19 protein-coding genes are annotated in these 17,460 nt (G+C 59.2%); 10 read left to right on the top strand and 9 right to left on the bottom strand.

Annotated elements, in window-relative coordinates:
* Nucleotides 1-231 precede the first annotated feature (231 nt).
* Entirely contained in the window at nt 232-735 is a 504-nt protein-coding gene (locus tag AAE029_RS22335) for an invasion associated locus B family protein (RefSeq protein ID WP_371075091.1), read from the bottom strand.
* Between the two features lie 425 nt (nt 736-1,160).
* Nucleotides 1,161-1,553 (bottom strand): YkvA family protein, encoded by a 393-nt coding sequence (locus AAE029_RS22330; RefSeq protein ID WP_371075090.1) that lies wholly within the window; start codon nt 1,551-1,553, stop codon nt 1,161-1,163.
* Between the two features lie 173 nt (nt 1,554-1,726).
* On the opposite strand from AAE029_RS22330, the gene AAE029_RS22325 reads away from it, so the two are divergent.
* The gene (locus tag AAE029_RS22325; protein WP_371075089.1) at nt 1,727-2,227 is read left to right on the top strand and encodes a low molecular weight protein-tyrosine-phosphatase; all 501 of its coding nucleotides are present in this window, start codon (nt 1,727-1,729) and stop codon (nt 2,225-2,227) included.
* On the opposite strand, the gene thpR is transcribed toward AAE029_RS22325, so the two are convergent.
* Together thpR and AAE029_RS22315 are read right to left on the bottom strand one after the other, a co-directional pair.
* On the bottom strand, nt 2,134-2,727 hold the full coding sequence (gene thpR / locus AAE029_RS22320; protein ID WP_371075088.1) for an RNA 2',3'-cyclic phosphodiesterase: 594 nt from the start codon (nt 2,725-2,727) through the stop codon (nt 2,134-2,136). The two genes, AAE029_RS22325 and thpR, sit on opposite strands and share 94 nt — an antisense overlap.
* Before the next feature lie 68 nt (nt 2,728-2,795).
* Nucleotides 2,796-3,449: an arylesterase gene (locus AAE029_RS22315; protein WP_371075087.1), complete on the bottom strand. Its 654-nt coding sequence runs from the start codon at nt 3,447-3,449 to the stop codon at nt 2,796-2,798.
* 75 nt (nt 3,450-3,524) lie between these two features.
* Here AAE029_RS22315 and AAE029_RS22310 point away from each other — a divergent pair, with 75 nt between their 5' ends.
* The 4 genes from AAE029_RS22310 to AAE029_RS22295 all read left to right on the top strand — a co-directional run bounded on the left by AAE029_RS22310 (nt 3,525) and on the right by AAE029_RS22295 (nt 8,491).
* Nucleotides 3,525-4,235, top strand: coding sequence for an ABC transporter ATP-binding protein (locus tag AAE029_RS22310; RefSeq protein ID WP_371075086.1), 711 nt, complete (start codon nt 3,525-3,527; stop codon nt 4,233-4,235).
* Nucleotides 4,232-6,775, top strand: coding sequence for an ABC transporter permease (locus AAE029_RS22305; RefSeq protein WP_371075085.1), 2,544 nt, complete (start codon nt 4,232-4,234; stop codon nt 6,773-6,775). Before AAE029_RS22310 ends, AAE029_RS22305 begins: the two co-directional genes overlap by 4 nt.
* A gap of 300 nt (nt 6,776-7,075) precedes the next feature.
* Nucleotides 7,076-7,819, top strand: coding sequence for a Bax inhibitor-1 family protein (locus AAE029_RS22300; RefSeq protein ID WP_371075084.1), 744 nt, complete (start codon nt 7,076-7,078; stop codon nt 7,817-7,819).
* Nucleotides 7,820-7,927: 108 nt separating this feature from the next.
* Nucleotides 7,928-8,491, top strand: a complete 564-nt coding sequence (locus AAE029_RS22295; protein WP_371075083.1) for an N-acetyltransferase family protein — start codon at nt 7,928-7,930, stop codon at nt 8,489-8,491.
* Between the two features lie 9 nt (nt 8,492-8,500).
* Here the strand turns inward: AAE029_RS22295 and AAE029_RS22290 are convergent, their stop codons facing one another.
* From AAE029_RS22290 to acnA, 3 genes are all read right to left on the bottom strand, one after another.
* Nucleotides 8,501-8,899: a DUF2794 domain-containing protein gene (locus AAE029_RS22290; RefSeq protein WP_371075082.1), complete on the bottom strand. Its 399-nt coding sequence runs from the start codon at nt 8,897-8,899 to the stop codon at nt 8,501-8,503.
* A 258-nt stretch (nt 8,900-9,157) separates the two neighbouring features.
* Nucleotides 9,158-9,907, bottom strand: coding sequence for a DUF1223 domain-containing protein (locus AAE029_RS22285; RefSeq protein ID WP_371075081.1), 750 nt, complete (start codon nt 9,905-9,907; stop codon nt 9,158-9,160).
* A gap of 326 nt (nt 9,908-10,233) precedes the next feature.
* Nucleotides 10,234-12,924, bottom strand: coding sequence for an aconitate hydratase AcnA (acnA, locus tag AAE029_RS22280; protein ID WP_371075080.1), 2,691 nt, complete (start codon nt 12,922-12,924; stop codon nt 10,234-10,236).
* A 265-nt stretch (nt 12,925-13,189) separates the two neighbouring features.
* Between acnA and ccmA the strand changes: the two genes are divergently transcribed.
* From ccmA to AAE029_RS22255, 5 genes are read left to right on the top strand one after another with little or no spacing between them, the layout of a single operon-like run.
* Nucleotides 13,190-13,840 (top strand): heme ABC exporter ATP-binding protein CcmA, encoded by a 651-nt coding sequence (ccmA, locus tag AAE029_RS22275; RefSeq protein ID WP_371075079.1) that lies wholly within the window; start codon nt 13,190-13,192, stop codon nt 13,838-13,840.
* Nucleotides 13,837-14,496: a heme exporter protein CcmB gene (ccmB, locus tag AAE029_RS22270; protein ID WP_371075078.1), complete on the top strand. Its 660-nt coding sequence runs from the start codon at nt 13,837-13,839 to the stop codon at nt 14,494-14,496. The genes ccmA and ccmB overlap by 4 nt, the downstream gene beginning before the upstream one ends.
* Before the next feature lie 47 nt (nt 14,497-14,543).
* Nucleotides 14,544-15,305, top strand: coding sequence for a heme ABC transporter permease (locus AAE029_RS22265; RefSeq protein ID WP_371075077.1), 762 nt, complete (start codon nt 14,544-14,546; stop codon nt 15,303-15,305).
* Between the two features lie 4 nt (nt 15,306-15,309).
* Nucleotides 15,310-15,480: a heme exporter protein CcmD gene (gene ccmD, locus AAE029_RS22260; protein ID WP_371075076.1), complete on the top strand. Its 171-nt coding sequence runs from the start codon at nt 15,310-15,312 to the stop codon at nt 15,478-15,480.
* Complete coding sequence (locus AAE029_RS22255) at nt 15,477-16,085, top strand: DsbE family thiol:disulfide interchange protein (RefSeq protein ID WP_371075075.1); 609 nt, start codon at nt 15,477-15,479, stop codon at nt 16,083-16,085. The genes ccmD and AAE029_RS22255 overlap by 4 nt, the downstream gene beginning before the upstream one ends.
* A gap of 116 nt (nt 16,086-16,201) precedes the next feature.
* On the opposite strand, the gene AAE029_RS22250 is transcribed toward AAE029_RS22255, so the two are convergent.
* Both AAE029_RS22250 and AAE029_RS22245 read right to left on the bottom strand, forming a co-directional pair.
* On the bottom strand, nt 16,202-16,792 hold the full coding sequence (locus tag AAE029_RS22250) for a DUF2585 domain-containing protein (protein WP_371075074.1): 591 nt from the start codon (nt 16,790-16,792) through the stop codon (nt 16,202-16,204).
* Nucleotides 16,789-17,433: a septation protein A gene (locus tag AAE029_RS22245; protein WP_371075073.1), complete on the bottom strand. Its 645-nt coding sequence runs from the start codon at nt 17,431-17,433 to the stop codon at nt 16,789-16,791. The genes AAE029_RS22250 and AAE029_RS22245 overlap by 4 nt, the downstream gene beginning before the upstream one ends.
* Nucleotides 17,434-17,460 lie beyond the last annotated feature (27 nt).

The raw sequence follows: 17,460 nt of genomic DNA, 5'->3' as shown, positions 1-17,460 counted from the left end.
CGCGATCTGTCCGCTGTTGCGCGGCGCTTTAGCACTATTTTCGATGTACGTCACTATGAATGCAAAGCAAAGGCAGGCACAAGAGCGCCGCGCGTCCGTCGGGACGCTAAGGACGCTCTATCACTTTGAAGTGACGCATAAGCCTTTCCGAAAACCGGCATCGATTTTCGGGTTTGTGCGCAACGCCTGGCTCTGATCTGTTTCTGATGCCCGGAAGCACCGCTCTGTAGATTACTTGCAGGCTTCGATCTGCTTCAGCGCGGCGGAAATGCCGGAGAGAGAATAGGTGTAAGCGGTGCCGGTTCCGCGACGGGACGTCGCCTTTACCGTCATCGAATGGCCGGTCTTCATGGCAGCGACGAGCGCCGGTTCCTGCGCGGCATTTTCCACCCAGGCTGCCTTGTCCTTGGTGAACATTACGAAGGACTTGCCGTCGATGGTCACGTTGACCTTGGAATTTTCCTGCAGCGAGTAGCCCATCATGACTTGCGGCTCGTAGGAGATATTCTGGCCCGGGCGCTGCGATACGATGAAGAAGTTATCGCCATGGTCGACGCTCGCCGGCTCCTTGGCGGTGGGTACGGACAGAACATAGCAGACCGTGCCGTTGCCGGATTTATACGAGTACGCACCCCAGGCCTGAAACTGCTGGAGGCGAGTCGGAGACTGGGCATATGCGATGCTGGCTGTGATCAGTATGAATGTGAGAGCGGTCGCGGTACTTTTTACAAACATGGATTTCCTGCCGATTTCTTGCATTCCAGGGCCCAAACCGGTCAAATTCGGGCAACAACGTGGTCACGTCCTGCTCCATTTTGACTTAATTCAGGTTACCAAACCGTCAACAGAAGCTGCAATTTGCCTTAGCCTGTGCCATTTCAGTCAAAATGCCGACGGGTGGGTCAGTAAGCGCCGCGGGGGTTGCAAAGTTTGGATGGCGACGCCATCCTTCGCGTGAATCTAAGAGCTAAAGATTCAGGCAAGAGTTTGACCTTTAAAATTCCTCGCACGACCTTGTGAAACATCGCTTTCATCAGGGATTTGAGGGAGCCCGGTCGTCAGAAAAATGAGCGGAGCCGGGTCGCGGCGAAAGGTTTTAGACAATTGTTTTCATGCATGTCGTTGCCACAAAACCGCTGCACACTTTTGCGCGACATGCATTAGATCGTCTTCATGGTATCCTCCGGCCTGTCCGCAAGTGCCCGGTCCGCCGCCTCGTAGTGATAGGGGCGAATATGGCTGCTGATCAGGGCGAAGGCAGTCGAAAGGACGGCGACATCGTCGGAAAAGCCGATAACGGCAAAGACATCCGGGATCATGTCTATCGGCATCACAAAGTAACCAAGGGCCGCAAGCAGGATGCCGCGCACACGTGTTGGTGTCTGCGGATCGAGCGCACAATAAAAAGCCGCGACGAGATCGCGTGAGAACGGGATCTGGCGCACGGCTCGCTTGAAAGTTGGCCAGAACTTCTTGCGCACGCTCTTTTCGCGACGGTTTTGGGTCTCCTCGTCGCCCGGCAGCAGGATCTCACCAAATTTGACGTCATCCATCCCGTTATCCCTTTCACTTGCGAACATATGGTGATGGCGAAGGCCGTTTCAATCGGGCCGGCGTGCGGCCGCCTCGTTGAAATCCAATTCGGTCAGATTTGCATCGATGGCGGATCGCTCCAATACCTCGTATTTCATGCGAGCTTACTCCTTTGGCAAAATTCGGACCCGAAATGGAACGCTTCAGGATACTATTTGTTTGTGCAGGCAATATCTGCCGTTCGCCATTGGCGGAGGGCATCTTCGCCCATCTGGCCGCTCAATCAGGCAGGGCCCAAGATTTCGAAGTGGATTCGGCCGGTACCGGCGGGTGGCACCAGGGCGATCCTCCCGACAGGCGATCGATCGCCGTTGCCGGTCGACACGGCATCGATATCTCCAGGCAGCGTGCCCGGAAAATACGGCCCAGCGACTTCGATGCATTTGGTCTTATACTCGCGATGGATCGCGACAATTTGAAGGAGCTGCGCAAAACAGCGCCGGCTTCAGCTCCCGTCCATCTCTTCTGTGATTTCACCTCAGGCACCGAAGAGGATATCCCCGATCCCTATTACGGCGGCGCTGAAGGTCTCGAAACCGTCTACGCCAAGCTCTTTGCCGGCTGCAGCAGATTGCTGGACATTGCGGGGACGGAGCGGGCCTCGCGGAGCGGGAACACTTCCTCGGTCAGATAAGGCCCGCCACCGACCGATTCGCGCGACGACAGCAGGACGAAACGTGAGACCGTGAACGGGGTCGTATGGAAATTGCCGTGGCCGGTCAGATAATGTACGACATCGTCGACGCGGGGGAATTTCAACCGAGCGAGCGTTACATGGGGCGTGAACTTGCGGGGGTCCGGCGGCAGGCCGATCCTTTGGCAGATCCGCTCGATTTCGCCTTGGAGCGCATACATTTCCGGCGATTGGGAAACGCCAGCCCAGATCGCATGGGGTTTTTTCGATCCGAAGGAACCGATCCCTTCGAGCCGGAGCTGAAATTCCGTCCGGCTGATCCGGTCGAGACGCTCGACGATTTCGTCGGCCGTCCGGCCGTCCACGTCGCCAATGAAACGAAGGGTAATGTGGTAATTTTCCACATCGATCCATCGGGCTCCGGGAAGGCCGCCGCGCAACAATGAAAGGCTCATGGCCGCGTTGCGCGGAATTTCGAGGGCGGTAAACAGTCTCGGCATAACGAGATCTCCCCGAATCTTTTGCAGATGCTAACAGCGAATCACGCAATTGGTGTGCGCGCAAGCCCCTATTTCTTCACGGAAGAAATCTTCCCGATGAAATCCGTGACCACAGGCTCGATATGCTGGACCATGACATCCACGCCTTTCGTGTTGGGATGCATCCCGTCTTCCAGCTTCAGCGCGCTGTCCAGGGCGACGCCATCGAGGAAAAAGGGGTAGAGTGGAAGGTCGTATTTGTCCGCGAGCCGTTTATATATTGGGTTGAAGCGCGCGGCGTAATCGCCGCCCATGTTGGGTGGTGCGAGCATGCCGACCAACAGCACGGAAATGCCCCGGCCCTTCAGCCGGTTGATAATGGCGTCGAGATTTTTCTCGGTTTCCTCCGGCGCAATACCGCGGAGCGCGTCATTGCCGCCGAGCTCGAGGATCACACCGTCGGTCCCGTCCGGCACGGACCAGTCGACGCGGGCAAGACCGCCGCTAGTCGTGTCGCCGGAAACGCCGGCGTTGGTGATCGTCACATCGAGCCCCTTGGCTTTCAGTGCGGCCTGGAGCTTTTCGGGAAATCCGTCGCCCGGCGGCAGCTGGTATCCGGCCATCAGGCTGTCACCGAAGCCGACGAGATTGATCGTTGCCGCATTTGCGGCCGGCATCATGGCGCCGAACAACAGCCCTGCAGCAATGACGGCGATTTGAAATACAGTAACTTTAAATCTCATGATCTATTTCCTAAATTGCCTTTGCGGCTATTACGCGCCAATCGATGTCTAGAGAAATATATAGGACGGTTTCATTTGGCTAAAACCATCATCGAACTGAAACGGGCGGATCTGACGCTCGGCAGCGCGGCCGCTTCCGTCCACGTGTTGAAGGGGATCGATCTGGCGATCGGTGAGGGTGAATCGGTCGGTATTGTCGGACCTTCCGGTTCCGGCAAATCAACGCTCCTGATGGTTCTCGCCGGCCTTGAGCGATTGGATCGCGGTGAAATCCATATCAAGGACACGCCGCTTCACCAGCTCAGCGAGGATCAGGTCGCCGATTTCCGAGGCCGCAATATCGGCATCGTTTTTCAGTCCTTCCATCTGATCGCCAACATGACGGCCATCGAGAATGTCGCTGTCCCGCTGGAACTGGCGAGTGTAAAGGACCCATTCGAGATCGCGCGCCGCGAGCTGCAATCGGTCGGTCTCGGCGAACGGTTAAACCACTATCCCGGCCAGCTTTCCGGCGGCGAGCAGCAGCGTGTAGCCATCGCCCGGGCGCTCGCGCCGTCTCCGGCGCTGCTGATTGCCGACGAGCCGACCGGTAACCTCGACACGGATACCGGCCGCCAGATCGCCGATCTGCTTTTCTCGAAGCAGGCCGAGCGCGGCATGACGCTGCTGCTGGTTACCCACGATCCGGCGCTGGCGGGGCGCTGCTCACGGCAGATCCGCGTTCGTTCCGGACAGATCGAGAGCGACAGCGCAGCCACGCCCAAATCGCAGGCGGCGCTTGCATGAGGATTGTCCTGCCGCGCATTTCGCTTGCCTTTCGTCTCGCTCTTCGCGAGCTGCGCGGTGGCTTGAAAGGCTTCTATATTTTTCTTGCCTGCATCGCGCTCGGCACGGCCGCAATCGCTGCCGTCAATTCGGTTTCGCAATCGATCACAGACTCGATCACCTCGCAAGGGCAGGAGATCCTCGCCGGCGACGTGCGCTTCGAACTGAACAATCGGGAAGCAACACCCGAGGAAATGGCCTTTCTCAAGGGGCTGGGGGACGTGTCGACCTCCACCTCCCTTCGCTCGATGGCGCGCCTTCCTGATGGTTCGGATCAGTCGCTGGTTGAGGTCAAGGCCGTCGACAGCGCTTATCCTCTCTATGGCCGGTTCGAAGCGGAACCGGACCAGCCGCTCTCGGAGCTACTTGCGACAAAGGGCGAGTTGCACGGTGCCGTCGTTGCCCCTCTGCTGCTCGAAAGGCTCAATCTTTCGATCGGCGACGAACTGCTTCTCGGCAATACGAGATTGCGAATTTCCGGGACGGTCAAGACCGAACCGGATGTGCTGTCAGACGGCTTCGGCTTCGCTCCCAGGCTTCTTGTCAGCCGCGATACGCTGATTGCCTCCGGTCTCATTCAGACGGGCAGCCTCGTCGAGCATGCCTATAAAGTCCGGATGGACGACCCTGCGGAGACGGTGGGTATCCGAGGGCGGGCAAACGCCGCCTTTCCTGCGGCCGGCTGGGCGATCCGCACCAGCGACCGTGCCGCTCCTTCGCTCAGCGAGAACGTGACGCGCTTTACCCAATTTCTCACACTTGTCGGATTGACCGCATTGATCGTCGGCGGGGTCGGTGTTGCCAATGCGGTCCGCGCCTTCCTCGATGCCAAACGCACGACGATCGCCACCTTCAAATGCCTCGGCGCGCCAGCCGGCACAGTCGTGCTGACCTATCTCTTTCAAATCGCAGTGATCGCGTTGGCCGGCATAGCGGTCGGCCTCGTCATCGGCGCCGTGGCACCGGTGGTGGCCTCGCAGTTTCTCGCCCGATTCCTACCGGTTGCGACCGAGCCGAGGCTCTATCCCGGCGCGCTGACGCTCGCCACTCTATTCGGTATCCTGACGACTTTCGCCTTTGCGATCCTGCCGCTCGGCCACGCGCGCGAGGTGCCGGCGACCGCGCTTTTCCGGGAGCAGGGTTTCGAGGCGAGACGCCTGCCATCCTGGCCCTATCTGCTTGCCGCCGCCGTCTTCATGGCGGCGCTCGCGACACTCGCCATCGTGACGGCCTATGACCGTTTCATCGCGGTGATCTTTGTCGGTGCAATCGCTGCCGCTTTCGTGATCCTGCGCGCGGTTGCTGCCCTGGTCGCCTGGCTCGCAAGCCGGAGCCCGCAGGTGCCCTCGCCGTCGCTGCGGCTTGCTATCGGCAATATTCACCGTCCGGGCGCGCTCACGCCTTCCGTCGTCCTTTCACTTGGGCTCGGGTTGGCGTTGCTTGTGACATTGACGCTGATCGACGGCAATCTGCGCCGTGAGCTCACCGGCAACATGGCGGAGCAGGCGCCGAATTTCTTTTTCGTCGACATTCAGGGGACCGAACTGGACGGGTTCCGCGACATCGTGCACCGGGAGGCTCCGGAAGGAAAACTCGTCGAGGTGCCGATGTTGCGCGGTCGTATCATCGCCTTCAATGGCCAGGACGTCAGCAGGATGAACGTTCCGGCCGCGGGTCAATGGGTATTGCGGGGAGATCGAGGCATCACCTATTCCGAGACCCTGCCCGAGGGCACCTCGCTCGATTCCGGCACATGGTGGAGCAGGGATTATACGGGGGAACCACTGGTATCCTTTTCCGCCAACGAGGCGAAGGATCTTGGGCTGAAGCTCGGCGATACGGTCACCGTGAACGTGCTCGGGCGCAACATAACGGCGAAGATCGCCAATTTTCGCAACGTCGAATGGGAAACGCTCTCGATTAATTTCGTGATGATCTTCTCTCCCAACACGTTCAGGGGTGCTCCGCATGCCTGGCTTGCGACGCTCACCGAGCCATCCGCGACCGCGGCTGAGGATGCGGCGGTGCTTAAAGCCGTCACAAACGCCTATCCGACAATCACCAGTGTTCGCGTTAAGGATGCGATCGATGTCGTCAACACGCTGGTCGCCCAGCTTGCCACCGCCATCCGCGCGGCCGCCTCGGTCGCGCTGATCGCGTCTGTCCTGGTTCTTTCCGGCGCGCTTGCAGCTGGAAACCGTGCGCGCACCCATGATGCCGTCGTCTTGAAGACGCTCGGGGCGACGCGGGCGATGCTGATCCGCGCCTTCAGCTACGAATACATTATCCTCGGCACAGCCACGGCCATCTTCGCGCTTTTTGCCGGCGGCGTGGCCGCCTGGTTCATTGTCAGCCGCATCATGGGGCTTCCGTCGGTCTTTCTTCCAGATGTCGCCGGGCTGACGCTTGTCACGGCCCTAGTATTGACGGTCGGCATCGGGCTGATCGGGACATGGCGGGTGCTCGGCCAGAAAGCGGCACCCGTTTTGCGCGAACTCTAGACACAAGAGCGGGATGCCGAAAAGTGTGTGCGGTTTTCGGGCGACATCCCGCTGCAACTTTCTAATTTAGAGACGGATTCAGATTTCAGCTCGGTTCGACCTGAACTCATCCGGCTCTAGAGCGTTAACCCAGCTCCCGGAATACCGGCACCTTACGCCGATTTAACCCGTTTCAGGGTTGCAGGCTCTTGTTTGTAAAGCCCTAAAGGCTCATATTGTGCACAGGCTTGCTGGGCTCCGCAGCGGCGCCCGGGTCCTTGACCCGACCGTCACAACCCCGGGAGCTTATAAGAGGAAACAATGGCTGATTTTCGCAATTACCAGAACCGGGTTTCACGCAGTGGCGTGCAGGCCGGCGCGGTCGTGGACGAAGGCCTGCGCACATACATGCTCAAGGTCTACAACCTGATGGCGCTCGGTCTGGCGATCACGGGTGTAGCCGCCTATCTCGCCTTCACCTTCGCGGTCTCAGACGGTCAGCTCACCGCCTTCGGCCAGGCCATTTACACGAGTCCGCTCCGCTGGGTCGTAATTCTGGCACCGCTCGCGTTCGTGTTCTTCCTGAGTTTCAGGATCAATAGCATGAGCGTGTCAGCAGCCCAGACGACATTCTGGGTCTATGCCGCGCTTGTCGGCCTGTCGCTATCGACGATCTTCCTGGTCTATACACAGACGAGTATCGTGCAGACGTTCTTCGTGACGGCAGCATCCTTCGGTGCATTGTCGCTTTACGGCTATACGACGAAGCGCGACCTGTCGGCCATGGGCTCGTTTCTGATCATGGGTCTGTTCGGCCTGATCATTGCTTCCCTGGTCAACATCTTCCTGGCGTCGTCGGCAGTGCATTTCGCCATCTCCGTGATTGGCGTGCTGATCTTCGCAGGACTCACCGCCTACGACACGCAGCGCATCAAAGAGATGTATTACGAAGGCGATGACGTGGCGGTTGCCGGTCGCAAGGCGATCATGGGCGCGCTGACGCTCTACCTCGACTTCATCAACCTATTCATGTTCCTCCTTCAGTTCCTGGGCAACAGAAGGTAAGGGAATGACACGAATGAAAAGGCGGCTTCGGCCGCCTTTTTTATTGCCATGTTCAGCGTCAGGTGCTTGTTAAGGCTTTCCCTTTTCAGCCCCGATGCCAAGGCACATATGTCTATCACGATCCGCGACGCCAGCCCTGCCGATCTACCCTTCATCACCGAAATCTATCGCGATTCCGTCCTGAACGGTGTTGCGAGCTACGAGATCACGCCGCCATCGCAAGAGGAAATGATGAAGCGTTTTAGCGCCAATACGGGTCTTGGCTATCCCTATATCGCCGCGCTGGATGAAGGAGGCGCACTGCTTGGCTACGCCTACGCTTCCGCATTTCGTACCCGCCCGGCCTATCGCTGGCTGGTGGAGGACTCGATTTATCTGGCGCCAGCATCACGCGGGCGCGGCATTGGCAAGCTCCTTCTCGCCGGGTTGATTGAACGCTGCGTCGCGCTTGGCTTCAGGCAGATGGTCGCCGTGATTGGCGGCGCCCATCCTGCCTCCATCGCCCTGCACCGCGCCGCCGGCTTCGAGGAAAGGGGTCTCTTGAAAGGCACCGGCTACAAGCATGGGCGCTGGCTCGACACCATGATCATGCAGAAGGAACTCGGTGAGGGAATGGGAACGGATCCCGATCCGGCAGCCTATCCAGGTACGCTCTTCAGGCAAGAAGCCTAAAACGGCGAATCACTTTTCAACCAGTTTCAGCGCCTTGTCGAAGATCTTGAGAACCTGTTGCAGGTCATGACCACGCTTCAGGATCATGCCGTTGACATTGACGACGGAAAAAGCGCCCTGCTTGGCGGCGAGTTTCGGATTTTTCTCGATACGAAAAAGCGGCATCTCACCTGAACGTTTGAAGACGGAAAAGACGGCCTTGTCCTTCAAGTGATCGATCGCGTAGTCCCGCCATTCGCCCTCGCCGACCATCCGGCCATAGATCCACAGAATGGCGTCGAGTTCCCGACGATGGAAGGTGACGGGCAGCGGATCCCTGCTTTGCCTGTATTCCCGGAGATCGATGACGGAAGCGTTTTCGCTCATGACTCGGCTCTCGCCGTGTCGCAAATCCGGATGATCGGTCATCAATCTTCGACGCCTCCGTTCATGACAGCATGGTGACACTTTGCCCTAGCCACGAGAAAAAGCAAGTCCAGGCTGTGCCCAAGCTTATCGGGGATAGTCTCCAATCGCGCCGCATTTCAGACAAAACAGCGCCGCAATTGCGAGAAATTATGCGCGCGTAGTTTGGCGTCAGCACGCCAAACGGCCCGGCCGAGGTGTATCGACCTTAACCCCAGCCCCGAATACGCTTCAGCCGGGCCGCCCTTAGATCACGAAAAATCAGACGTCTTTGCCTGCCAACAGGACCGTGGCGCCGAGAATTGCGGAAGGGTCGCCCTGTGGTGTTGATGTCTGCAGCAGTATGGCACAGCCTTCCAGATTCGCTTTTTCCATGACGTTTGCCGGCAATGTCAGGGTAATTTCCTTGCCATCCCACATTCCGACGGTTTCGACGTCATTCACGCTGTGGAAATAGGAAATTTTCCTGCCGCTGTTTTCGCCCTTCTCCATTTCGACGGTCTTTTCCTTGTCGAAATAGACGACAACGACATTGGCACGGCCTTCTCCGGCGCCGATCTTGATTTCCATCTCGTCGCCTTTCATCTTGGCGGCCACGGGCACACGCAAGCCCTTGCCTTCCTTCGAGAAGGTATCGATCTTTTCATTGATCGCACTGAGGTCGGAGCCATTCAGGTGATCCCGACCATTGATCACCGCCTGCGGCGTATAGACGTTGCTGCGCCCAAGTGTTCGTGCATAGCCATACTGCCTGGATGTGTTTTCCTTCGAACTGAGCGTATCGGCCCAGCCAAGGTAATTCCAATAGTCGACGTGGTAGGCAAGCGCGATAACATCTCCCTGGCGGATCAGTTTCTCGAATGCGGCATCGGCCGGCGGACAGGAAGAGCAGCCCTGGGACGTAAACAGCTCAACGACACCTTTCGGCTTCGGCGCAACGCTGTCCTGAGCTGAAAGCTGGCCAGCAAGCGTCATGCCGGCTAGCAGCGAAATAAGAAACCGCGCGAACATACCTCTACCCCTGCTTCAGGTCCGCGAGACATTGCGACGCGGCCGCCGAACCCGATCGATATGGCGTAGAGATAGCTCCTTCGGGCTTCAACGGAAAGTCACGATGGGGTGAGAGATTGGGCAGAGCGGCTGTCTGAAGGAACACATCCTTGTGAATGTGCAAAAATGAAGAGACGGCCGGAACGATGATGTCCGGCTGTCTCCACTAAAGGCTGTCGCGGGAAGAGAGATTCACGTGACAGGCTTTAGACTATTGTCTTCATGCCATCGCCGCAAAACCGCTGAACACTTTTGCGCGATATGCATCAAGGTCGGATTGCCCTTGGTCAGGCGGCAAGATCCCGCAGAACAGTCTGCAGAATGCCGCCGTTGTTGACGTAGGTGACTTCATCGAGCGTGTCGATGCGGCACAGGATCGGAATCTCCTTCACCGTGCCATCGCCATAGGTGATCTTGGCGATCTTCTTCTCGCGCGGCTTGATGTTTTCCAGGCCCTCGATCGTGACGGTCTCGTCGCCCTTGAGGTTGAGGCTCGCCCAGGTCGTGCCTTCCTCGAAGACGAAGGGAACGACGCCCATGCCGACCAGGTTCGAACGGTGAATGCGCTCGAAGGACTGAGCGATCACGGCGCGAACGCCGAGCAGGTTGGTGCCCTTGGCAGCCCAGTCGCGCGATGAACCGTTGCCGTATTCGATGCCGGCGAAGATGACGAGCGGAATGCCGTCTGCCTTGTATTTCATGGCCGCATCGTAGATCGACATCTCTTCCTTGGACGGATAGTGGATGGTGTAGCCGCCTTCCTTGCCGTTCGGGCCGAGCATGTGGTTGCGGATGCGGATGTTGGCAAAGGTGCCGCGCATCATGACCTCATGGTTGCCGCGACGCGTGCCGTACTGGTTGAAGTCGGCAACGCCGACCCCATGGCCAAGCAGATAGGAACCTGCCGGAGACTGCGCCTTGATCGAGCCGGCCGGAGAGATATGGTCGGTCGTGATCTTGTCGCCGAAAAGGCCGAGAACGCGGGCGCCCTTGATGTCGGAAACGCCGGAACCGGTCTTGCCCATGCCGACGAAATAGGGCGGGTTCTGCACATAGGTCGACGCGTCGTCCCAGGAATAGGTCTGACCGGCCGGAACCTTGACGTCCTGCCAGTTGGCGTCGCCCTTGAAGACGTCGGCATATTTCGTCTCGTAGAGCTCGCGGGTGACGTATTTCTGGATGAACTCCTGGACTTCATGCGCCGTCGGCCAGATGTCGCGGAGGTAGACGGGCTTGCCGTCCTTGTCCTCGCCGATTGGATCCTTGGTCAGATCCGTCTGGACCGTGCCGGCGAGCGCGTGCGCGACGACGAGCGGCGGCGAAGCGAGATAGTTCGCCTGAACGTCCGGCGAAACGCGGCCTTCGAAGTTGCGGTTGCCGGAAAGCACGCCCGCGACGATCAGGCCCTTGTCGTTGATCGTCTTGGAGATCGGGGCGGGCAGCGGACCGGAGTTGCCGATGCAGGTCGTGCAGCCGAAGCCGACGAGATTGAAGCCGAGCGCGTCGAGATCGGCCTGCAGGCCGGACTTCGCCAGATATTCGGCAACGACCTGCGATCCGGGGGCCAGCGAGGTCTTGACCCAGGGCTTGGACTTCAGGCCCTTGGCGACGGCCTTGCGGGCCAGAAGGCCGGCAGCGATCAGCACGGACGGGTTCGAGGTGTTGGTGCAGGACGTGATGGCGGCAATGGCGACATCGCCATGGCCGAGATCGAAATCCGTGCCTTCGACGGCATAACGGTTCTTGAGCTGGCCCGGCTTCTTGTAATCATTTTCCATCGCAGCGGCGAAGCCCTGCTCGATGTTTTCGAGCGCGATACGGCCTTCCGGACGCTTCGGGCCAGCCATCGACGGGACGACGTCGCCGAGGTCGAGTTCGAGCGTGTCGGTAAAGACGAGGTCGGTGCCGTCGCCCTCGCGCCACATGCCCTGGGCCTTGCAATAGGCTTCAACGAGCGCGATGCGATCCTTTGCGCGGCCGGACATCGTCAGGTAGCGGATCGTTTCGCCATCGACCGGGAAGAAGCCGCAGGTCGCGCCATATTCCGGACCCATGTTGCCGATCGTCGCGCGGTCGGCGAGCGGCATGTTGTCCATGCCCGGACCGAAGAATTCAACGAACTTGGAGACGACGCCCTTCTTGCGGAGCATCTGCGTGACGGTGAGAACGAGGTCGGTCGCGGTGACGCCTTCCTTGAGCTTGCCGGTGAGCTTGAAGCCGATGACTTCCGGCAGCAGCATCGAAACGGGCTGGCCGAGCATGGCGGCTTCGGCTTCGATGCCGCCCACGCCCCAGCCAAGGACGCCAAGGCCGTTGATCATCGTGGTGTGCGAGTCGGTGCCGACGCAGGTATCCGGATAGGCGATCGTCTCGCCGTCCTCTTCCTTGGTCCAGACCGTCTGGCCGAGATATTCGAGGTTGACCTGATGACAGATGCCGGTGCCCGGAGGAACGACGCGGAAATTCTTGAACGCCTGCTGGCCCCACTTCAGGAAGCGGTAGCGTTCGCCGTTGCGCTCATATTCCAGCTCGACGTTGCGGGCGAAGGCCTGCGGCGTGCCGAATTCATCGACGATGACCGAATGGTCGATGACGAGGTCGACGGGGACAAGCGGATTGATCTTTTCCGGATCGCCGCCGAGAGACACCATCGCATCGCGCATGGCCGCGAGGTCGACGACGGCCGGAACGCCGGTGAAGTCCTGCATCAAGACGCGGGCCGGGCGATAGGCGATCTCGTTTTCGACCGAGCCCTTGTTCACCAGCCACGCAGCGACGGCGAGGATGTGTTCCTTGGTAACCGATTGACCATCCTCAAAGCGCAACAGGTTCTCAAGCAGTACCTTCATGGAGAAAGGAAGCTTCGACACGCCGGCGAGACCGTTTGCCTCAGCCTTGGGCAGGCTGTAGTAGACATAGTCCTTGCCATTCACGGTCAGCGTGGAACGACAATTGAAACTGTCAAGAGATTTAGACACGAGAGACCCCGTTTCTGATAGCCAACATAGTCGTGCGAACGCCCATGCACTTTTATGCACATCAGGATGCGGGTACGGCCATTTCCGCTGTCCGCACGTGGAGCAGTGAGAGCTCCAGGTTCGGCGCAAGGATGAAATTCACGCCGGCCGCTGGCGTGGTTGCAGGTCTTATAGATAATTTCGTAAAGACTTGCCATAGCGGCAAGGGTCAAAAAAGACATTTTTTGACGCACCGCGAAATTGAAGAAAAAGAAAGAACAGATGCATGCATCTCACCGCTGAAAATCTGGCTGCCCGTCGCGGTGAGGATCTGATTTTCGTTAATGTTTCCTTTCACTTGGCGGGAGGCGAAGCCCTGGTTCTGACCGGCCGTAACGGCTCGGGGAAATCCACGTTGCTGCGTGTCGTCGCAGGTCTCCTGCGGCCGGCGAAAGGCTCTGTCGTCTTCACCGATTCGCGAGGGGGAACCGATCGGCGGCCGAACGAAGTCAGCCACTATCTCGGCCACCGAAATGCAATGAAAAATGAACTTACGGTTGCAGAGAATCTTGATTTCTGGCGAGAGTTTCTGAATGACGGTTCAGGGACGGCGACGGCCTCGGTCGAAGATGCGGCGGAGGCCGTCGGCCTCGGCGGCATTACCCATCTTCCCTTCGGCTATCTTTCGGCGGGCCAGCAGCGGCGTTTCGCCTTTGCCAAGTTGCTTGTCGCCCATCGCCCGATCTGGATACTGGATGAGCCGACGGCTGCGCTCGATAGCAATGCGGACCGCCTGCTCGAGGCGCTAATCGGCGAGCATCAACAAAAAGGTGGCATCGTGCTCGCAGCCACGCATCAAGCCTTGGGGCTCGACAATGCGCAGGAATTGCGCATGAAGGGCTTCGCGGGCACCGGAGAGGGGATCTGGGGAGCATGATGGCCCTCTTTCTCCGCGACCTGAAACTTTCCGTCCGTGCCGGAGGCGGCGCGCTGATCGGCATATTGTTCTTCCTGACCGTCGTCGCGGTCATTCCCTTTGGCGTAGGCCCGGATCTCAACCTGCTTTCCCGCATCGGGCCGGCCATCGTCTGGGTCGGGGCGCTGCTCGCGGCTCTTCTCGGACTGGACAGGCTCTTTCAAGCGGAGCGGGACGACGGATCGCTCGATCTCATGCTGATGCAGGAGACACCGCTGGTCGTCACCGTCATCGTCAAATGCATCGCGCACTGGACGGCCACGAGCCTGCCGCTGGTAATCGCCTCGCCGTTGCTCGGCCTGTTCATGAACATGAATGAGACCGCGATCGGCGCAACGATGCTGACACTGCTTGCCGGTTCGCCTGCCATCACCTTCATCGGCGCTGTCGGCGCTGCCGTCGCCGTCGCGCTCCCGCGCGGGGGGCTTCTCGTGTCGATCCTCGTTCTGCCGCTGACCATCCCCGTCCTCATCTTCGGTGTCAGCGCCACCTATGCGGCTGTCGAGGAGCCAGCCCCGTTCCTGCCGCCTTTTCTGATATTGTTTGCGCTGACACTGTTCTTCGCCGCGATCGGCCCGGCGGCGGCTGCATTGGCGCTCAGGAACACGGCGGATTGATAGGGCCGTCAATTGCGGTGATCGGCATATCAGGGTAAAGAAACGACATGAGCGATACGAGCCTTGCGATCAGTAAATTCAGCGATCTCGCCAATCCGACGCGATTTCTGGCGCTGGCCGCCCGCGTCATTCCCTGGCTGGCCGGCATTACGATCCTCTGTTTCATCATCGGTCTCTATCTGAGCTTTTCGACCGAGGGGGACTACCAGCAGGGCGAGACGGTGCGCATCATGTATGTGCATGTACCCTCCGCCTGGCTTGCCATGATGTGCTATACGATCATGAGCATCTCGGCGATCGGCACGCTTGTCTGGCGCCATCCGCTGGCCGACGTATCCGCCAAGGCTGCAGCACCGCTCGGTGCCGCCTTCACCCTGCTTGCGCTCGTCACGGGTTCGTTGTGGGGCAAGCCGATGTGGGGTACGTGGTGGGTTTGGGACGCACGGTTGACGTCGGTCTTCATTCTCTTTCTGATGTATCTTGGCCTGATCGCGCTCAACCGCGCGATGGACGATCCGTCGAAGGCGGCGCGCGTCACCGCGGTGCTGATCCTTGTCGGTTTCGTCAATATCCCGATCATCAAGTTTTCGGTCGACTGGTGGAACACGCTGCATCAACCCGCCAGCGTCATGCGCCTCGATGGCCCGGCAATCGATCCGGAATTTCTGCGCCCACTCTTCGTCATGGCGATCGCCTTCACCTTTCTCTTTTTTACGCTGCACATCATGGCGATCCGCAACGAGATCTGGCGCCGTCGCGTCGCCGCGCAGCGCCGCCTTGCTGCCCGCATGGCGAGCCACGAGGACTGAGCCGATGACGCATGCCTTCTATGTCTACAGTTCGTACGGATTTGCGGCGGTCCTGGTCATTGCCGTGACCCTCTGGACCTGGGCCGATGGGCGAGCCCGGCAGAAGGAGCTCGCTGCACTCGAAGCCTCCGGCATTCGGCGGCGCTCGCACTCGAAGGCTCCCGAACGGCCATGAGCGCGACACCCGACAGCAACACGCCGAAGCCGCGCGGGTTGGGGCGTTATGCCCTGGCTCTGCTGCCACTTGTCATCTTCGCCGGCATCGCGCTGACCGCCGCCAAGATGCTCTATGACCAGGACGTCCACGGCAAGAATGTCGCCGAAATTCCATCCGCCCTGATCGGCACCAAGGCGCCGTCGTTGAACCTGCAGCCGCTCGATGGTGCCAATGTACCGGCGCTCACCGACGCCGCGATCAAGGGCAAGCTAACGCTGGTGAACGTCTTCGCCTCCTGGTGCATTCCCTGCCGCGACGAGCATCCGATCCTGAAGCAGTTGGCCGAGGACGGAAGGCTCAATATCGTCGCGATCAATTACAAGGACAGCCAAGAGAATGCGCTCCGCTTCCTCGGCGAACTCGGTAATCCTTACAGGGCGATAGGCGTGGACCCGCAAGGTGCGGCCGCCATCGACTGGGGCGTCTACGGCATTCCGGAATCCTATCTGGTGGCGCCTGACGGCACGATCATCTACAAGCGCGTCGGCCCCTTCGATGAGATCAGTCTGAGGGAAGGCCTCTTTCCGGCAATGGAAAAAGCGCTCGGGAAACCTCTCTCATAGGGAACGCGTGCACTCTGGAGCGTTTCAGCTTTTCATAGAAGCGCAGAACCGCTCTAACCTTTTGTTTTTACGCAATTTCGGACGGAAAACCGCGTCGCACTTTTCCTGGAATTGCTCTAAAGGGCTCCCTGCCAGGTTTTTATCGCCTCGACTGGCCAGATCAGCATCAGCACATTCAGGGTGAGATTGTCGCGGATCATCCAGCCGGTGAAGAGCTCGAAGACGATTGCGATCGCGACCGTCACTGCGACCGGCGCACGTGCGGCAAAGAAGAAACCCGCCACCATGAAGATGGTATCCATTGCCGAATTCAGGATGCTGTCGCCGTAATAGTCGAGCGAGATCGTCGCGGTGCGGTAGCGATCGATGATCAATGGCGAGTTTTCCAGAAGCTCCCAACCGGCTTCGATGAAAAGTGCCAGCAGCAGCCGTGCCCCGATCGGCCTGCCTCTGAGGAGAAGATAGGTCACACCGTAAAACAGAAAGCCATGGATGATGTGCGAGGGCGTGTACCAGTCGGACAGGTGCTGCGAGTTGCCGCTGGAATTGACCGCACCCTCCCAAAGCTTGACATAGCCGCAGGCGCAGATCGGCACGCGACCCATCAGATATTCGCTCACGACCTGCGCAATCAGGACGGCGAGACATGCCACCAACCAGAATGTCTGATGTCGTGCGCGCTCTTCCTCGCGCGAAAGCGTCGTCACTTTTCGCTGTCCACGGCCGGCGTTACCGTATGCTTCATGATGAGCGGCATCTGCGCAAGCGTGAAGAGGATTGTGATCGGCATCGTGCCCCAGACCTTGAAGGCAACCCAGAAATCGTCGGAGAAATTGCGCCAGACGACTTCGTTCAGCACGGCGAGGAAAAGGAAAAAGATGCCCCAGCGCAGGGTGAGCTTGCGCCAGCCGGCCTCGTCGAGTTGGAAGGCGGCGTTGAAGACGTAGCCAAGCAGCGATCTTCCGAAAACAAGACCACCGAGCAGGACGACCCCGAAGAGCGTGTTGACGATGGTCGGCTTCATTTTGATGAAGGTCTCGTTCTGCAGCCAGATCGACAGCGAGCCGAAGATGACGACAACGATCCCGGAGACGAAGGGCATGATCGGCAGATGGCCGAGGACGATCTTGGAAACGACGAGCGAGATGACTGTCGCCGCCATGAAGAGTGCGGTTGCGACGAAGAGTGGTCCGCCGAGGGAGGCCAGCGCCGGAAGCTCCTGGACGAGCCACGGGCCGCGCAGATTACCGAAGAAGAATACGAGCAGCGGCCCCAATTCGAGCACGAGCTTCAAAAGCGGGTGATGTCTGTCGGCGGCGCTCGGGGTGATGTCGCTCTCGGTGGTCATGCTTCTTCAAACCTGTCTTCTGTTGCG

This window comes from Sinorhizobium sp. CB7, from assembly GCF_041357635.1.
Classification (GTDB): Bacteria; Pseudomonadota; Alphaproteobacteria; order Rhizobiales; family Rhizobiaceae; genus Rhizobium.
This window is presented reverse-complemented; position numbering and strand designations above follow the sequence as displayed.

What these genes read in the sequence shown, in the direction of transcription:
- AAE029_RS22335 (WP_371075091.1), bottom strand. Translation starts at nt 735, where the DNA reads ATGTTTGTAAAAAGTACCGCGACCGCTCTCACATTCATACTGATCACA.
- AAE029_RS22330 (WP_371075090.1), bottom strand. Translation starts at nt 1,553, where the DNA reads ATGGATGACGTCAAATTTGGTGAGATCCTGCTGCCGGGCGACGAGGAG.
- AAE029_RS22325 (WP_371075089.1), top strand. Translation starts at nt 1,727, where the DNA reads ATGGAACGCTTCAGGATACTATTTGTTTGTGCAGGCAATATCTGCCGT.
- thpR (WP_371075088.1), bottom strand. Translation starts at nt 2,727, where the DNA reads ATGCCGAGACTGTTTACCGCCCTCGAAATTCCGCGCAACGCGGCCATG.
- AAE029_RS22315 (WP_371075087.1), bottom strand. Translation starts at nt 3,449, where the DNA reads ATGAGATTTAAAGTTACTGTATTTCAAATCGCCGTCATTGCTGCAGGG.
- AAE029_RS22305 (WP_371075085.1), top strand. Translation starts at nt 4,232, where the DNA reads ATGAGGATTGTCCTGCCGCGCATTTCGCTTGCCTTTCGTCTCGCTCTT.
- AAE029_RS22300 (WP_371075084.1), top strand. Translation starts at nt 7,076, where the DNA reads ATGGCTGATTTTCGCAATTACCAGAACCGGGTTTCACGCAGTGGCGTG.
- AAE029_RS22295 (WP_371075083.1), top strand. Translation starts at nt 7,928, where the DNA reads ATGTCTATCACGATCCGCGACGCCAGCCCTGCCGATCTACCCTTCATC.
- AAE029_RS22290 (WP_371075082.1), bottom strand. Translation starts at nt 8,899, where the DNA reads ATGACCGATCATCCGGATTTGCGACACGGCGAGAGCCGAGTCATGAGC.
- AAE029_RS22285 (WP_371075081.1), bottom strand. Translation starts at nt 9,907, where the DNA reads ATGTTCGCGCGGTTTCTTATTTCGCTGCTAGCCGGCATGACGCTTGCT.
- ccmA (WP_371075079.1), top strand. Translation starts at nt 13,190, where the DNA reads ATGCATCTCACCGCTGAAAATCTGGCTGCCCGTCGCGGTGAGGATCTG.
- ccmB (WP_371075078.1), top strand. Translation starts at nt 13,837, where the DNA reads ATGATGGCCCTCTTTCTCCGCGACCTGAAACTTTCCGTCCGTGCCGGA.
- AAE029_RS22265 (WP_371075077.1), top strand. Translation starts at nt 14,544, where the DNA reads ATGAGCGATACGAGCCTTGCGATCAGTAAATTCAGCGATCTCGCCAAT.
- ccmD (WP_371075076.1), top strand. Translation starts at nt 15,310, where the DNA reads ATGACGCATGCCTTCTATGTCTACAGTTCGTACGGATTTGCGGCGGTC.
- AAE029_RS22255 (WP_371075075.1), top strand. Translation starts at nt 15,477, where the DNA reads ATGAGCGCGACACCCGACAGCAACACGCCGAAGCCGCGCGGGTTGGGG.
- AAE029_RS22245 (WP_371075073.1), bottom strand. Translation starts at nt 17,433, where the DNA reads ATGACCACCGAGAGCGACATCACCCCGAGCGCCGCCGACAGACATCAC.